This window comes from Chlorobiota bacterium (assembly GCA_016710285.1).
GTDB lineage: Bacteria > Bacteroidota > Ignavibacteria > OLB7 > OLB7 > OLB7.
Map to the genome: position 1 here is coordinate 3,213,549 of JADJXR010000001.1, position 13,699 is coordinate 3,227,247.

Genomic DNA, 13,699 nt, shown 5'->3' on the forward strand with positions numbered 1-13,699 from the left:
TTCTTCCGCAAGTATCACATGATCGTTCTGCTTATCAACGTATGAACCCTTCTCGCCGAACTGCTCTCGCCCGATTGTTATGGGGATCCGCCGCTGCGGTGGCGGTCCCGGTGGCCTATGTTGCTGCGCGGTTTTTGCGCCCCCCAACCACCGAGCCTGCGCGCTGCGTTGCTGGCTCAATCGAAAAACTTCGGTCCCAGCAAGCCACGCTGATTCGTGTGGGGCTGAACGATGCGGTGGTGCAGCCAATGCCCGATGGCTCGCTGCGTGCCATTAGCTTGCGTTGCACCCATACCGGTTGCCCTGTCCGTTGGGTGGATGCCTCCAGGGAGTTCCATTGCTCCTGCCACGGTGGCCGCTTCGATGCCGATGGGAAGGTGATTGCCGGACCGCCGCCCCGCCCGCTGGAACGCTTGCGGGTGGAAGAAATCGGCGGCAACCTTGTGGTGATTGATGAACCCCCAGCAGCGTAACATGACCCTTCTTCCCACACCAAGCCTGTCCCTTTTTTTATGCCTGACTTTTCCCAATCGCCAGTGACGTTGCAACCCATTCGCCAGTTCTTTCAGGGTTTGGCCTCGGGAACCGATGCCTTGATGTGGTATTTCGGCGGACTGGTGTTCTTCTTTTTTGGAGTGATGGTGCTTAGTGGGATTTTGCTTGCGTTCCACTATCAGCCCAACGCCGCGCCGGCAACCGCTTCCGATGGCACGCCGCTGCTGCTTGCCCGCATCACCGACACCACAACATGGCTTGGCGTGGAGTATGTCCCGGGTCAGCTAATTCCCGTCCGGGCCGATAGCACCTTGCGCAATGCCGATTTCCCAACCCCGTTGCGTGGCTCGGCCAGCCTTCTTCGCGATTCGGCCACCGGAAGCCCGGTGCATCCGTCGGCGGCGTGGGTTAGCTTGGAGCATCAGATTATGCGGCAAACGGAGTTCGGCGCGTTGGTCCGTTCGGTTCATGCGTGGGGGGCGCAGATGCTGGTTACTTCGGTGCTGATCTGGTTTGGCGGGCTTGTGTGGCGGGGGGCGTGGCAGCGTCCGCTCCGCGCCGTTTGGATCAGCGGTTTGCTGCTGGTGGCTGCGGTGTTCGGCGCGGCATGGACCGGATCGGTGTTGCCGTGGGACCGGCTTGGATACGCGGCCGCTTGGGTGGGGTCCTCGCTGCCGGAGCAAGGGGTTCCGTTGGTTGGGGAATCGGTAACGGAGCTGATGCGTGGCGGAAAAGACGTTGGCGGCGCGGCACTAACCCGAACCGCTGCGGCCCACACAACCGTGCTGCCATTGGCGTTGCTGGTTACTCTGCTGCTTCATGCGGGATGGCTGCGGCGGGCCGCCATCTTTCAGAAACCCGAACATCCTTCTTCCAAGCCTTTTGGCTCGGCCTCGGTGCTGGCTGGCGGTTCGGTTTTGCTGTTGGTGATCTATCCATTGGTGGCCGCCACATTCAGCCCAACCTCACCCTTCTTTCTGCTTCCGTTGCTGGTTCTTCCGGCCAGTTGCGCGCAATTGCTGAACCGGATTGCGGGGGGCGCGGCAAGCCCCGCCAACGTTGCCGATCGGCTCTATCGCCAGCTTGTTTGCTGGTTGTTGGCTGCTGGCGCGTTGGTGTCGCTTGCCGTTGCTGCTTCTTGGACCCGTGGCGAAGGTGGCTTCCCGGTGGATCTGTCGCAGGCGCAGGTGGCCGCGGGTGAGTTCCGCCCGGAGTGGTATTTCTTGGGGTTCTATCAGTTGTTGGAGTGGTTCGCGGTTCCGGTGGTTATGGCGGTTATTTCTGCCGTGCTGCTCTTCTTCTTTCTGCTTCCGCAATGGGACCGCCCTGCTTCGGTGGGGAAGGGGGCGATCCGCTGGACGGTGTACGGCTTGTGCCTTCTGTTCTTTCTCCTGACCCTGTGGGGAAGTATTCAGGGATGAGGGGGAAGTGGAAGGATGATGATGTGATTGGAGTTCTGTTCACCATCCATCGCCCATCCATCACACCACCCACACCTCGCCATTTTCCAGGGCGCGGAAGCGTTCGCGGGGGATGGAAAATTTATCCAGCGTTGCGTTCAATAACTCCACCGGCTCTTTCTCGCCGTCGTCGGCTTGGGCAAAGGTTCCGAAGTGAACGCCCATGCTCCACTCCGTTTTCAGAATTCGATGAGCCAGCACCGCTTCGTCCGGTCCCATGTGAACGGAGGACATGAACCACCGGGGGCGATAGGCTCCAATCGGCAGCAGCGACATCCGAATGGTTGGGAAACGGCGTGCTATCTCCTCAAAGAAATCCCCAAACCCGGTGTCGCCAGCAAAATAGAGGTCGCCCGCTTCGGAGCCGATCATGAAGCCGCCCCAGAGTGAGGTGTCGCGGTCGAACAGCCCGCGATTGGAGAAATGCCAAGCCGGGGTGCAGGTCACCCGAAGCCCGGTTCGTGTTGTTACGGCATCCCACCAATCCAAATCTTGGCTTCCAGCAATCCCGTAGGCGTTCAGCAGTGCGGTGTTGCCAAGCGGGGTCAAGATTTGCGGGCGATGGACGCGGCAGAGTGTGGAAAGGGTGGCAACGTCGCAATGGTCGTAGTGGTTGTGGCTAAGCAGGATAAGGTCTATCGGCGGAAGGTCCTGCATCCGCAGCCCAACCCCGGCGTGGCGTTTTGGTCCGGCCCACGTAATCGGGCTAACGCGCTCGCTCCAGACCGGATCGGTAAGGATATTCACGCCGTCCATCTGAATCAGCACCGTGGTGTGGTTGACGAAGGTGAGCCGCAGTTCCCCTTTCCCAACACGCTGCGGCGGCGGTGCGGCGGGCTGAATCTGGCGGAACTCACTCCAGGGCCCCGGCTTCCGTTCGGTCATCCATTTCAGTACATCGAAAAATCCGCGCCCCTTCTTTTGGGTTGTAGAATCGCTTTCCGTCGAAATGATCGCTGATTGGTCCTGCGTAGCCGGGGGAGGAAATTTTAAGGCCGAAGGCTGTTCCGGTCATCGCGCTGGCTCCCAAGATTCCGCTTCCCCACAGAAATGCGCGGCGTGTCCAGCCGCGCCGTTTTGGTGGAGTTTCTTGGTTTGCTGGGTTGGTTGGATTGATCTGCTGTGGAGGTTGCGGGTTCTGCATGGCATGATAACGAATGAGCTTCCGGTTTCATGTTTCCCCACTTGTTGTGGGGATAGGGGAGCGTGGCCGATTAGTCCTTGCCACGCCGTGCATATCCTTCCAACTCCCGCGTCAAGAAAAGGTACATCACCCCCAACACCCCCAGATCATCAAGCCACCCGATGACCGGCAGGAAGTCGCTGACGGCATCGAATGGGGAGATCACATAGAGGAGACCCACCGCCACGCCGACCTTTTTCCAGAAGGGGACTGAGCGGTCGCCGAAGTATGCCGGAAGTTTGCGAAGCCGCCAGAAGAGCGAGCGATGAACGCGTTGCGGAGAGTTCATAACTGAAGGTTGATGTTGATTATCGGTGGCTGCGAAGGGTGATGATCCGCGCAGGAAACGATCATTCGCACGCTGAATTGTGAGCGGGGGGTTGTTTTTTTAGGGGAAGGCTGTATCTTGGGGGCAGTTACAAGGTTAACAAGGTAAAACAACTTGAAGTATCGTTGGATCCTATCGTCCATACCAGATGACAACTCCGTTCAAAACTTAGTACGCGCAATCAACGTTACGCCGACCATTGCCCGAATCTTGGTCGCTCGTGGCATCACTACCTTCGAAGGGGCGCGGCAGTTCTTCCGTCCAAGTCTGACCGATCTGCACGACCCTTTCTTGATGGATCACATGGATCGCGCTGTCGAGCGTGCCATGCGTGCCGTTGCAAACGGCGAGAAGGTGGCGATCTACGGCGATTATGATGTTGACGGCACAAGTTCGGCGGCGATGCTTTATCTCTACTTCCGTAGCATCGGTGCCGACGTTGATTTCTACATCCCCGACCGCTTTAGCGAGGGGTATGGCGTATCCACCCTTGGTATTGATCGGCTTGCCGAGCAGGGGGTCACTCTGGTTATTACTGTTGACTGCGGTATCACTGCGGTTGAACAGGTTCGTTATGCTGCTTCGCGCAGCATTGATGTCATCGTCTGCGACCACCATGAGCCAGGCGATGAGTTGCCACCCGCATACGCACTCCTGGACCCTATCAAGCCAGGCTGCTCCTATCCGTTCAAATTCCTTTCCGGTTGCGGTGTTGGCTTTAAGCTGATCCAAGCAATCGCTATCCGCCGTGGGGAGGTCGAGACGGTCTATCAGTACCTCGACTTCGTGGCCATTGCTGCGGCTGCCGACATCGTCCCGCTGGTTGGCGAAAACCGCTCGCTGGTTGCCCACGGGCTGCGCCGCTTGAACGACTCGCCACGCCCGGGTCTGCGTGGCCTGCTGGAGTGCGCGGGGATCAAACGCGGAAATCTTGGCACTTCCCAGATCGTCTTCGGAATCGCACCACGCATTAATGCTGCCGGGCGCATGAAAGATGCACGCCGCGCTGTGGAGATGCTGATCGAGGAGGACGAGGTTGGCGCGTTCAAGAAAGCACAAGAGCTGGAGAACGACAACCGCAGCCGCCGCACAATTGATGAAGGAACCTTTGCCGAGGCGCAAGCAATCGCCCAGCAGCTTCTGAACTCCGGCAACTACCGCATCTTGGTGATTCATAACCCAACGTGGCATCCGGGGGTGATTGGAATCGTGGCCTCGCGGTTGGTGGAGAAATACTACCTGCCAACGGTGCTGCTTACCACCATGGATGGCGTGGCCAAAGGCTCCGCACGCTCCATCGCCGGCTTCGATATCCACAACGCGCTGAAGCAATGCGAAGGGCATATCGAACAGTTCGGCGGCCATAAATATGCTGCAGGGCTTTCCATTCGCGAGGAGAATATCACCGCGCTTCGTGAGCAGCTGAACCAGTTCGCGCTCAGCACCATCAGCGACGAAATGCTGACCCCCGAACTGCGGATTGATACCGAGGTCTCCTTGGCCGAAGTCACCCCCCGATTCTTTTCGGTGATTAAACAGTTCGCGCCGTTTGGCCCCGGAAACTCGCGCCCGCAATTCCTGATCCGTGGGGTGGATGTTGTTGGATACCCTCGCGTGGTGGGGAAGGATCACCTGAAATTCCGCATCCGCAGCGGCAACGATTTTATCGAAGCTATCGGCTTTGGAATGGGGAACCGCTTGCCAGAACTGAACGGGCGAACCCAATACGACCTGGTGTTTAATATCGAGGAGAACGAGTACCGCGGCGAGGTGAAACAACAGTTCCGCATCCACGATTTCCGGGTTCACAATCCCGACATCTACCCGGCGACCAATAGCCAAGGAAAGCCTGCTGCGGTCGTTCTGGAAGGGGAGGGGTAAGCTCCGCGGTCCCCTTCATCGGGCTTCTTTTTAACAATGCCGCAGCCCGTATCGTTCGGTCTGCGGCATTGCTGCGAATGCAGGCACAGCAACAACACAACATTTCCGATTTATCATATCCTATGGCTGGTCATAGTAAATGGGCAAACATCAAGCACCGCAAAGGGGCGATTGATGCCAAGCGGGGAAAAGTGTTCACCCGCATCGCACGCGAAATCATCATTGCCGCACGGTTGGGCGGGGGGGATCAAAATGCAAACCCACGGCTGCGCCTTGCCGTGCAGAAAGCGCGTGCCGTGAATATGCCGAACGATAACATCAACAGGGCAATCCAGAAAGGAACCGGCGAGCTGGAAGGGCAGCAGATGGAGGAGCTGATACTGGAAGGATATGGACCCGGCGGAATCGGAATCTTGATGGAGTGCGTCACCGACAACCGCAACCGCACCGTTGCCGACGTTCGCAAAATCCTTAGCCGCAACGGTGGCTCCATGGCCGATGCCGGCGCGGTGGCCTGGAACTTCTCCCGCCGCACCCTTATCTCCGTCCGCCAGGAAGGAACCACCGAGGAGGAAGTGCTGCTGGCGGTGTTGGATGCCGGAGCCGAAGATGTGCGAACGGGGGAGGAGACGTTCGACGTCCAGGCACCTGTGGAGAATTTTGAAACCATCCGCGCCGCGTTGGATGCTGCCGGATGCACCATCGCCGAAGCCAATCTTCAGTACGTTCCCAATCAAACCCTTGAGCTAACCGGTGAGCAAGCCGCTGCTGCGCTAAAACTCCTTGATCTTCTTGACGATTACGACGACGTTCAGGACCTCTATTCCAACCTTGAGGTCTCCGAAGAAGAAATGGCGAAGATTGAGGGATAGCAGAAAAAACAATGATGGGCTCAGCCGAAATGGCTACTCCCGAACAACCATCATCGCCCCTTCGCTGCGGAGGCTGCCGGCCTCGATTCGGTAGAACAGTAGCTGCGAGGTTGCGGCGGAGGGCCGGAAACTGAGTGCCTGTTCGCCAGCTTCGCAATGGCGGCGGATGCGGTCGGGGAGTTCCTTCCCATCGGCGGTGAACAGGCGCACCGTCACTTCCGATGCCGCTGGCAACGTGAACCGGAGCGTCACGTTGCCGGTGGATGGATTGGGGGCTATCTGGGCGTTCAGCATCTGCCCCGTTGTTGGGGCATCGGCATCGGTCACCACAAACCCGAACCGCGCAAAATTCCACGACTGCACATTCCCCGCGTAGGGGAAATTTCCACCAACGAACAGGTCGTTCCCCAACGTTGCAATGCCGCGCACGGTCGCGCCTGGGCTTCCCGTCACTCCATCGTTGAAGCTGCTCCATGCTCCAGAAGCCACCTCGTACGTTGCCAAATTGTTCACGCTGGCGGCATCGGCACGGGTGAACGCGCCGCCAACATAGAGTTTCCCATTATTGAGATGAAGCCGATAAATCGGCCCGTTGGTTCCGGCGATGCTGGTCCAGTCGCCATTGCTCCAGCGGGCGATGTTGTCGGAAAAAATCTGGCCAGCAGAAGTGAACTCACCCGCCACAACAAGGCTTCCATCCGGCATTGCCACCATGGAGTAAATCGGGCCGCTTGTGCCGTTGGCTTGCTCGGTTCCTAAGCGGTTCCAGCTGTTGCCATCCCACCACGCAATGTTGCTGGCTGGTGCGCCGCCGGCGGCTGTCAGGCTTCCGGCCACATACAACCGGTCCCCCAAAACTGCCATTGTGGACACCGTCCCGGTTACGCCGGACCCCACCGGACGCCAGCGGATCCCGTCCCATTTGGCAATGTTGAGGATGGAGTCCCCGAAGGCGAACCGCCCGGCCATAATCAGCGTGTCATGGAATCGAATGATTGCCGAGACCCGCCCGCGCCCCGGCGTTCCGGTGGCGTAGGGGGTCCACTGTTTGGTGGTAAGATTGTAGCGGCCAATCCCCGTGCAATTCCCGTTGCCGCCGGCAATGTTGAAGGCCCCCCCAACAATCACATCATCCCCTTCAATCAAGATTGCATCGCCGGTTCCGGAAAGCCCGCCGATATCCTGCCATTCCTCCCCATCCCACATTCCCAAATAGGGGAGGCTTAGCCCTTTCGACATCTGGAGTTCGCCGGTAACGAACACCTGGTTTGGGGGGCGGACCGCAACAAAATTGATCCCCCCAGCAACCCCGCGTCCTGGGACAAACCACTGCTTTGTTTGCCGCGACCACTCCCCAACGTTCGCAACGCTGATGCCGCCAACGCGGGTAAGCAAGCCGCCAACGCACAACGTGGTGGAATCGGCAGCAAGGGAGTAGGTGATTCCCCGTGTGCCGCCGCCAAACGTGGCCAGCGTCCCGGCGGAAAAAAACGCAAGGTTGATGGAGTCACGCTTCCCCCGGTGGCTGAACTCACCGCCGATAATCAACGAATCCCCCAACGGCAGAAGGGTGTTGACGGTCCCATCCAGCCCCGCGCCCACGCCCTCCCAAACGCCGGTGGAAAGGTCCAGCTGGGCGATGGAGTTCGCCGTTACGCCAACGTTGTTGAACAATCCGCCAACATACAGCCGCCCCCCCGCAATGGCCAGTGCCGAAACGAACGGTTGGCCGCCAACCCCCGCAAGCGTCCCCGCCGCCTGCCAACCACCATTTTCCCAAACCGCCAACCCGGTTGCGGTGGCGGTTCCGGCTTGGGTGAATCTGCCCCCAGCAAACAGCCGGTTGTTGTGGATTGCCAGCGATAGAACAATCGCGCCATTCCCCGCAATCCCTTCCCCCAACGGGTGCCAAGCCGACCCGTCCCAGCGGGCAATGTTGCTGGCTTGGGTTGGTCCCGCGTTTGCAAAGTTGCCGCCGGCATAAATCGTGTTTCCCTCCACTGCCAGCGCGTACACCGCTGCGTTCCCGCCGCCAACCCCGCCGCCGATGCTGCGCCATGCCGTGCCGTCCCACGCAGCAATCCCGTTCGAGCTAATGGTTCCCGCCGCGCCAAACAATCCTGCGGCAATCACGGTTCCGGACTCGGTTTGCGCCAGTGCCCGAACCGACCCGTCAACGCCTTCCCCCATTGGATACCAGCGTTCGTCGGCCCGGCTCCAGCGTGCAATGTTCCGCATGGGGATGCCAGCAACCTGCGCGAAATCGCCCCCAACAATGATCTCATGCTCGGTGATTAACACCGCCCGAACGCTCCCCTCCACACTCAGCGAAGTGAACCGCGGATCCCACCGGTTGTTCCCCTGTTGGGCCGATAGCTGTGGCGCAAGAATGCCGGCAAGGATACCGGCCAGAAAAAGTAGAAACGGTACGGAACGAAGTTGCATGGTAGGGAAGGGAAGCAGTTTGAAAGGAACAGGAACGGAACAGGAATCGCCCGCGAAGGAGCGTGCGGCTTGCTTAAGCCTTCAGACTTTTGGTGAGTTTGAAGACCCCGCAAGCCGTCCAATGGTCGCATGGGGGGAACAAGCGGCGGCCAATGCAACACCCAATTAGAGCGTTTGCAGCAATGCTTGCGCGTCGGGCGTTTGGCGGCTGTTCGGGTTGCGGCGAATAAACTGGCGCAGCATGGTGCGGGCGCGCTCCTTCTGGCCATTGGCCGCAAGCAGCCGGCAGTAATCCAGATATGCCCGATGTTTCAACCCTCCGCTTCCGTTGCTGATGGTGTTGTAGTTGCGCAACGCTTCGCTGGTCCGGCCCAGCCCCTCCAGCGAGCGGGCGTAGTAGTAGCGGGCTTCCTCGCGGTGCGCCTTCAAGGTTGCGGAGTTCACCACCGGCTCCAGCTTGGCGGCGGCATCGGCGTAGTTTCCGGCACGTGCCGAGGCCACTCCGTCAATGTATTTCCGTTGAAGCTGGCGTTCCGATTCGTCGCGGGTGACGGCGGGGGAGGGGGAAGTGATTGCCTCCCGCTGCTCGTCGGATTCCCTTTCCTGAATAACCGGAGCGGTGCGCTGCCGTTTGCTCCGCTTGGCTGTTGCCGCCGGCGGTTGCGCCTTTCTTGAATTCGAGCGGCGCGTTTGGCTTCTGGTTGGTGCGTTTGGCTTCTGGTTGGTGCTGCGGTTCTGGTAGGCCGGTGCGGTCCGTAGTTCGTCGGGGCGCAGGCCTTTGAAGACTGCGCCGGGGTCATCTATCGCCGATCCCTCGGTTGCGGTGCTGGCTCCACTACCAGCTGGTTGGCGGCGAACCTCGGATGTGGTTGGCGTTGCTTCGGGTACGGCTGTTGCCACTGTTGCTGCCGTGTCGTTTGGCTGGCGGCGGACGGTGGATTCTGTTGGCTGGTTGGCTGGTTCCGGCTGCGTGGTTTCTGGCCCGGTGCTAACCGTCACCTGCTTCCCTTCCGCGGCCAGTGCCGAGTCAACAACGCGGCGATATTCCGCATCCAATGCCTGGATGCTATCGGGGGGGGCGGCGGCAATGCGGCGGTCAAGTTCTTCCAGCCGTTTGGCCAGCCGTGCGGAATCGGTGGCGGGGGCTTCATCTGCGGCGTGTGTGGTGTCGGCAACGGCTGCGTGCGGGATCCCTTCCGGCGGGATCATCGCACGGTTGTTGTTGCAGCCAGCAGCAAGAAGAAGCAGGAGTAAGAACGGAGCGTTTCGCATAAGCAAGATTGAGTTACCGCGACCTTGCCGCAATCTACAACAGCCTACCGGTTGGGCAAAGCCAGCAAAGGATTGCAGCGCAGCTCGCAGCTGGACCTCTACCCCGGTAGCCCAATAAAAAAAACGCCTCGGCAGAAAGTGCCGGGGCGTTGTGCCGATTGTTCGCATGGTTCCTGTTGGGCTACGCGGCGTTCAGTTCGCGCCGCAGTGCTTCCCGCTCAATCTCTAGCTGGCGGATTTTCCGTTCGATGGAATCAACTTCTTCCGGCATGGAGTCAATCTCCATCCGAAGCCGCGAGGCCGATTCATCAATCAGGTCAATCGCTTTGTCGGGAAGGAATCGGTCGGTGATGTAGCGGTCGGAAAGTTGCGCGGCGGCAACAATCGCGCCGTCGGTGATCCGAACGCCGTGGTGGACTTCGTACCGTTCTTTCAGCCCCCGCAAAATGCTGATGGTGTCCTCCACGCTTGGCTCGGGGACAAGGACCGGTTGGAATCGGCGTTCCAACGCGGGGTCCTTCTCGATGTACTTGCGGTATTCTTCCAGGGTGGTTGCCCCAACGGTTCGCAGCTCGCCACGTGCCAGCGCAGGCTTCAGGATGTTGGCGGCATCCACCGACCCTTGCGCGGCTCCCGCGCCAACCAGCGTGTGCAGCTCGTCAATGAACAGGATAATCTCGCCGTTCGATTCCGCAACTTCGTTGACGATTGCCTTCAGCCGTTCCTCGAACTGCCCTCGGAATCCGGTTCCGGCAACCAGCGCGCCCATATCCAACGCCACAATCTGCTTGGTTTTCAGCCCTTCGGGAACGTCGCCCTGAACAATGCGGATGGCGATCCCTTCGGCGATTGCGGTTTTCCCCACGCCTGGCTCGCCAATCAGCACGGGGTTGTTTTTGGTGCGGCGCATCAGGACCTGCATCACCCGCCGGATTTCGTCCTCGCGGCCAATCACCGGGTCCATTTTCCCTTTCCGCGCAAGGTCGTTCAGGTTGCGCCCGTAGCGGGTTAGGGCTTGGTACTTGTCTTCTGGGTTTTGGTCCGTCACTTTCTGCGATCCCCGAATCTCCTTCAAGGCCGCAGCGATTGCCTTTTTTGTCACCCCTTGGTCCCGAAGCAGCGTTCCGGCTGGGCTGGTTTTGTCCTCGCTGATGGCAATCAGCAGATGCTCGGTGGAGACGTATTCATCCCCCATTGCGGTGGCTTCTTTCAGTGCCGATTCAAGGGTCCGCCCGGTGTATTGGCTGATGTATTGATTGCCCAGCCCCGCACCGGAAACTTTCGGCAGTGCCTCGATGGATTCGTTGACTTTGATTTTTAGATAGTTGACGTTTGCGCCAATCTTCATCAGCATCGGCGGGACGATGCCGGAGGAGTCTTGCAGCATCGCCGCAAGGATGTGAATCGGCTCGATCTGCTGGTTGCTGTAGCTGCTGGCAATCTCCTGCGCTGTCTGCAACGCTTCTTGCGATTTTAGTGTGAGCTTCTGGAAATTCATGTTCGTGGTAGTTGCAAGATGAATCGCGACCCGTGGCCCTGGCGGCTTTCCACCTGGACGCTTCCGCCATGCCCTTCCACCACTCGCTTCAGAATCACGGTTCCAATCCCCGATCCGCCCGGGCGCTCGGTATAAAACGGTTGGAACAGCTGCTCCATTGTCCCCTGACTCATTCCGATACCGTTGTCGCTGATCTCGATGGCAAGGCTGTCGGCAGCTTCGCGGACCCGCACTTGGATCAGCCCATCGGCGCGGCTTCCGATTGCCTGCCAGGCGTTGTCAATCACATTCCGCACGGCCACCGTCAACTGCGGAACATCTATCATCGCCCGGAAGTTTTCCCCGGTGGTTGTGCACTCAATCCTGACGTTTTGGGGAACCGTGTCGGCAAGGTCCTGCAGCAGGGAGGTGATAAGCAGTGCAAGGTCGGCCCAGTTGCGGTTCAGCGATTCGGTGCGGGCCACCGTCAGAAGGTCGTCCACAATCTCACGCAGCCGCCGCGATTGCCGGACGATCCGCTGCGTGGACCTCATCATCTCATAATCATGCCCGTTCGAGGCCAATTTTTGGTGGAGCGATTCGGCGGTCAGCGTCACCGAGCCGAGCGGGGTTTTCATCTCGTGGGCAATGTGGTGCGCCACCGAGGCCCAGTTCACCAGCCGCTCTTGCTCAAGGGTGCGGGTAACGTCTTCCATCAGCAGCAGATAGCCAGCCGGCGCGCCAAACCGCCCGTACAGCGGGCGCCCCCGCAGGCTAACGGCGCGGATATCACCTTCGCGCCGCAGGTCCATTTTCAGCTCGAACGATTCCCCTTCCTGGAACAGCCGCCGCAGCAACGGCATCAGCCCGTTCCATTCCGCGCCGCGAACGTACTCGCTGACGTGCCGGCCCAGCGGGATGTAGCGGTCCACCTCCAGCATCCCCCGCGCCGAGTCGTTCAGGTGGCTAACCCGCTGCGAGCGGGAAAGGACGATCACGCCGCCAGAGTTCGGAATCCTGACAAGGTTGCGGTACAGGTTTCTGGCGAACAGATACCGCCGCACAACCAGCACCAGCCCGGCCAACACCGCAAGGCTTATCGCTGCCGGTATCAGCCATTGCCAATGCCGCGCAAACCAACCCGGAAGCGTAAGGTCCACCGCCAGCAAACGCGAGCCTTCGGCGGAGGAGAGAAGGAGTTGGCCAGAAGGAAGGATTGCCAGCGAAGCTGCGTTGGCCCCGCCCGATGGTCCAACGGCCACAAGCCGCATGGTGCTGTCGTAAAAGGCTGCGCTGTCGGTCCCAACAAGGGCGATAATGCCCCCAGCTTGGGCAACGCTGCGGAATGGTTGGGAGAGCGGCCATTCGATTTCCGACGGCGTTGCGGCGGGGGAAAGGGGGAAGGCCAGCGGGCGCGGATAGGCCGCGATGATTGCCGCCGGAATTGCCACCCCGCCAACATCAATCTGGGCCACGCCGGCCGGGATTGTTGGAAGCGTGATGGTCCCATTTACCACCAGCAGTTCAGCATCAAAAAGAATGGCGCGGCTTGACGTTCCGCTTTGGATCAGCACCACTTCCCCAGCCCCAGCCCGCACCAGCCGGACGCTTCCGCCAGCAAATGGAAGCCTTGTGGAAATTGGTGCGGCGGTGTCCCCGGGAACAATGGTGGAAAGGAGAAGTTCATCGCCATCGCGCTGGGCCACAACCAGCCGCGAAGTGTCGCCCACGGTGGCCCGGGAAATCTCAATCGCGTCCAAAACCTCTCCGTGGCGAAGCGGCTCCACCCGCCCCCCGGCCACCGACACCAACGCGGAATCCCCAACCGCAAACTCTCCCCCGGGTAGAAATCGTGTGCAGCGTGGGATGGAGGTCCGTTGCAGCAATCGTATCTCCAACTTCCCTTTCACCTTCAAGGAAGCAAGCATCGTGCGGCCCGACTCCTCGGCCAGCAGCAGCACGGTATCGGCAGCGGAGGAAGGGGGAAGGTGCAGGTCGTGGATTGCCAACAGGGAGTAGGTGGTTTCAAGCGGGCGGAGGGAGTCGTTGTAGCTGGTAAGCTGGGTGCGCCCGAACGTTTGGGCAATCCCCAAATATCCGCTTGGAATCTTCCAAAGCCGCTCGGCAGAATTGGCGGGGGAAAGCACCGCCGCCGGGGTGTGCTGGCCGATTGCCGGCAACGGAAACAGAACGGCCGCAACGCCCAACCACAGCAACCACACCCGCAACGCCCGCATCGCCAAGCGGGGAGTAAGCAACGGAAGCCATGCGTTTGGTTGGTTCATG

At 59.9% G+C, this 13,699-nt stretch carries 11 protein-coding genes; 4 read left to right on the forward strand and 7 right to left on the reverse strand.

All coding sequences use genetic code 11. The features are described from left to right. Window positions 1-41: 41 nt before the first annotated feature. Together IPM61_11740 and IPM61_11745 are read left to right on the forward strand one after the other, a co-directional pair. Window positions 42-473, forward strand: a complete 432-nt coding sequence (locus tag IPM61_11740) for a Rieske (2Fe-2S) protein (protein ID MBK8911985.1) — start codon at window positions 42-44, stop codon at window positions 471-473. Window positions 474-512: 39 nt separating this feature from the next. After that, complete coding sequence (locus IPM61_11745) at window positions 513-1,916, forward strand: cytochrome b N-terminal domain-containing protein (GenBank protein ID MBK8911986.1); 1,404 nt, start codon at window positions 513-515, stop codon at window positions 1,914-1,916. Between the two features lie 60 nt (window positions 1,917-1,976). Here the strand turns inward: IPM61_11745 and IPM61_11750 are convergent, their stop codons facing one another. The 3 genes from IPM61_11750 to IPM61_11760 form a co-directional block, all read right to left on the reverse strand. Then, the gene (locus IPM61_11750; protein MBK8911987.1) at window positions 1,977-2,840 is read right to left on the reverse strand and encodes an MBL fold metallo-hydrolase; all 864 of its coding nucleotides are present in this window, start codon (window positions 2,838-2,840) and stop codon (window positions 1,977-1,979) included. Next, entirely contained in the window at window positions 2,809-3,099 is a 291-nt protein-coding gene (locus tag IPM61_11755; GenBank protein ID MBK8911988.1) for a hypothetical protein, read from the reverse strand. Before IPM61_11755 ends, IPM61_11750 begins: the two co-directional genes overlap by 32 nt. Window positions 3,100-3,169: 70 nt before the next feature. Continuing rightward, complete coding sequence (locus tag IPM61_11760) at window positions 3,170-3,427, reverse strand: DUF1232 domain-containing protein (GenBank protein ID MBK8911989.1); 258 nt, start codon at window positions 3,425-3,427, stop codon at window positions 3,170-3,172. Window positions 3,428-3,580: 153 nt separating this feature from the next. Here IPM61_11760 and recJ point away from each other — a divergent pair, with 153 nt between their 5' ends. Further along, on the forward strand, window positions 3,581-5,347 hold the full coding sequence (gene recJ, locus IPM61_11765; GenBank protein ID MBK8911990.1) for a single-stranded-DNA-specific exonuclease RecJ: 1,767 nt from the start codon (window positions 3,581-3,583) through the stop codon (window positions 5,345-5,347). Between the two features lie 122 nt (window positions 5,348-5,469). After that, window positions 5,470-6,219 carry a YebC/PmpR family DNA-binding transcriptional regulator gene (locus IPM61_11770; GenBank protein MBK8911991.1) on the forward strand — a complete coding sequence of 250 codons (750 nt, stop codon included), beginning with the start codon at window positions 5,470-5,472 and terminating at the stop codon, window positions 6,217-6,219. Between the two features lie 33 nt (window positions 6,220-6,252). Here the strand turns inward: IPM61_11770 and IPM61_11775 are convergent, their stop codons facing one another. From IPM61_11775 to IPM61_11790, 4 genes are all read right to left on the reverse strand, one after another. Then, complete coding sequence (locus IPM61_11775; GenBank protein ID MBK8911992.1) at window positions 6,253-8,664, reverse strand: hypothetical protein; 2,412 nt, start codon at window positions 8,662-8,664, stop codon at window positions 6,253-6,255. 165 nt (window positions 8,665-8,829) lie between these two features. Next, window positions 8,830-9,936, reverse strand: a complete 1,107-nt coding sequence (locus IPM61_11780) for a tetratricopeptide repeat protein (GenBank protein ID MBK8911993.1) — start codon at window positions 9,934-9,936, stop codon at window positions 8,830-8,832. A gap of 181 nt (window positions 9,937-10,117) precedes the next feature. Then, window positions 10,118-11,434, reverse strand: a complete 1,317-nt coding sequence (locus IPM61_11785) for an AAA family ATPase (protein MBK8911994.1) — start codon at window positions 11,432-11,434, stop codon at window positions 10,118-10,120. Then, window positions 11,431-13,698 (reverse strand): PAS domain-containing protein, encoded by a 2,268-nt coding sequence (locus tag IPM61_11790; GenBank protein MBK8911995.1) that lies wholly within the window; start codon window positions 13,696-13,698, stop codon window positions 11,431-11,433. Before IPM61_11790 ends, IPM61_11785 begins: the two co-directional genes overlap by 4 nt. Between the last annotated feature and the right edge of the window lies 1 nt (window position 13,699).

Excerpts from the sequence above, each read along its gene's own strand:
- IPM61_11770 (MBK8911991.1), top strand. The coding sequence starts at position 5,470 with ATGGCTGGTCATAGTAAATGGGCAAACATCAAGCACCGCAAAGGGGCG.
- IPM61_11775 (MBK8911992.1), bottom strand. The coding sequence starts at position 8,664 with ATGCAACTTCGTTCCGTACCGTTTCTACTTTTTCTGGCCGGTATCCTT.
- IPM61_11790 (MBK8911995.1), bottom strand. The coding sequence starts at position 13,698 with ATGAACCAACCAAACGCATGGCTTCCGTTGCTTACTCCCCGCTTGGCG.
- IPM61_11760 (MBK8911989.1), bottom strand. The coding sequence starts at position 3,427 with ATGAACTCTCCGCAACGCGTTCATCGCTCGCTCTTCTGGCGGCTTCGC.
- IPM61_11750 (MBK8911987.1), bottom strand. The coding sequence starts at position 2,840 with ATGACCGAACGGAAGCCGGGGCCCTGGAGTGAGTTCCGCCAGATTCAG.
- IPM61_11740 (MBK8911985.1), top strand. The coding sequence starts at position 42 with ATGAACCCTTCTCGCCGAACTGCTCTCGCCCGATTGTTATGGGGATCC.
- IPM61_11755 (MBK8911988.1), bottom strand. The coding sequence starts at position 3,099 with ATGCAGAACCCGCAACCTCCACAGCAGATCAATCCAACCAACCCAGCA.
- IPM61_11780 (MBK8911993.1), bottom strand. The coding sequence starts at position 9,936 with ATGCGAAACGCTCCGTTCTTACTCCTGCTTCTTCTTGCTGCTGGCTGC.
- IPM61_11785 (MBK8911994.1), bottom strand. The coding sequence starts at position 11,434 with ATGAATTTCCAGAAGCTCACACTAAAATCGCAAGAAGCGTTGCAGACA.
- IPM61_11745 (MBK8911986.1), top strand. The coding sequence starts at position 513 with ATGCCTGACTTTTCCCAATCGCCAGTGACGTTGCAACCCATTCGCCAG.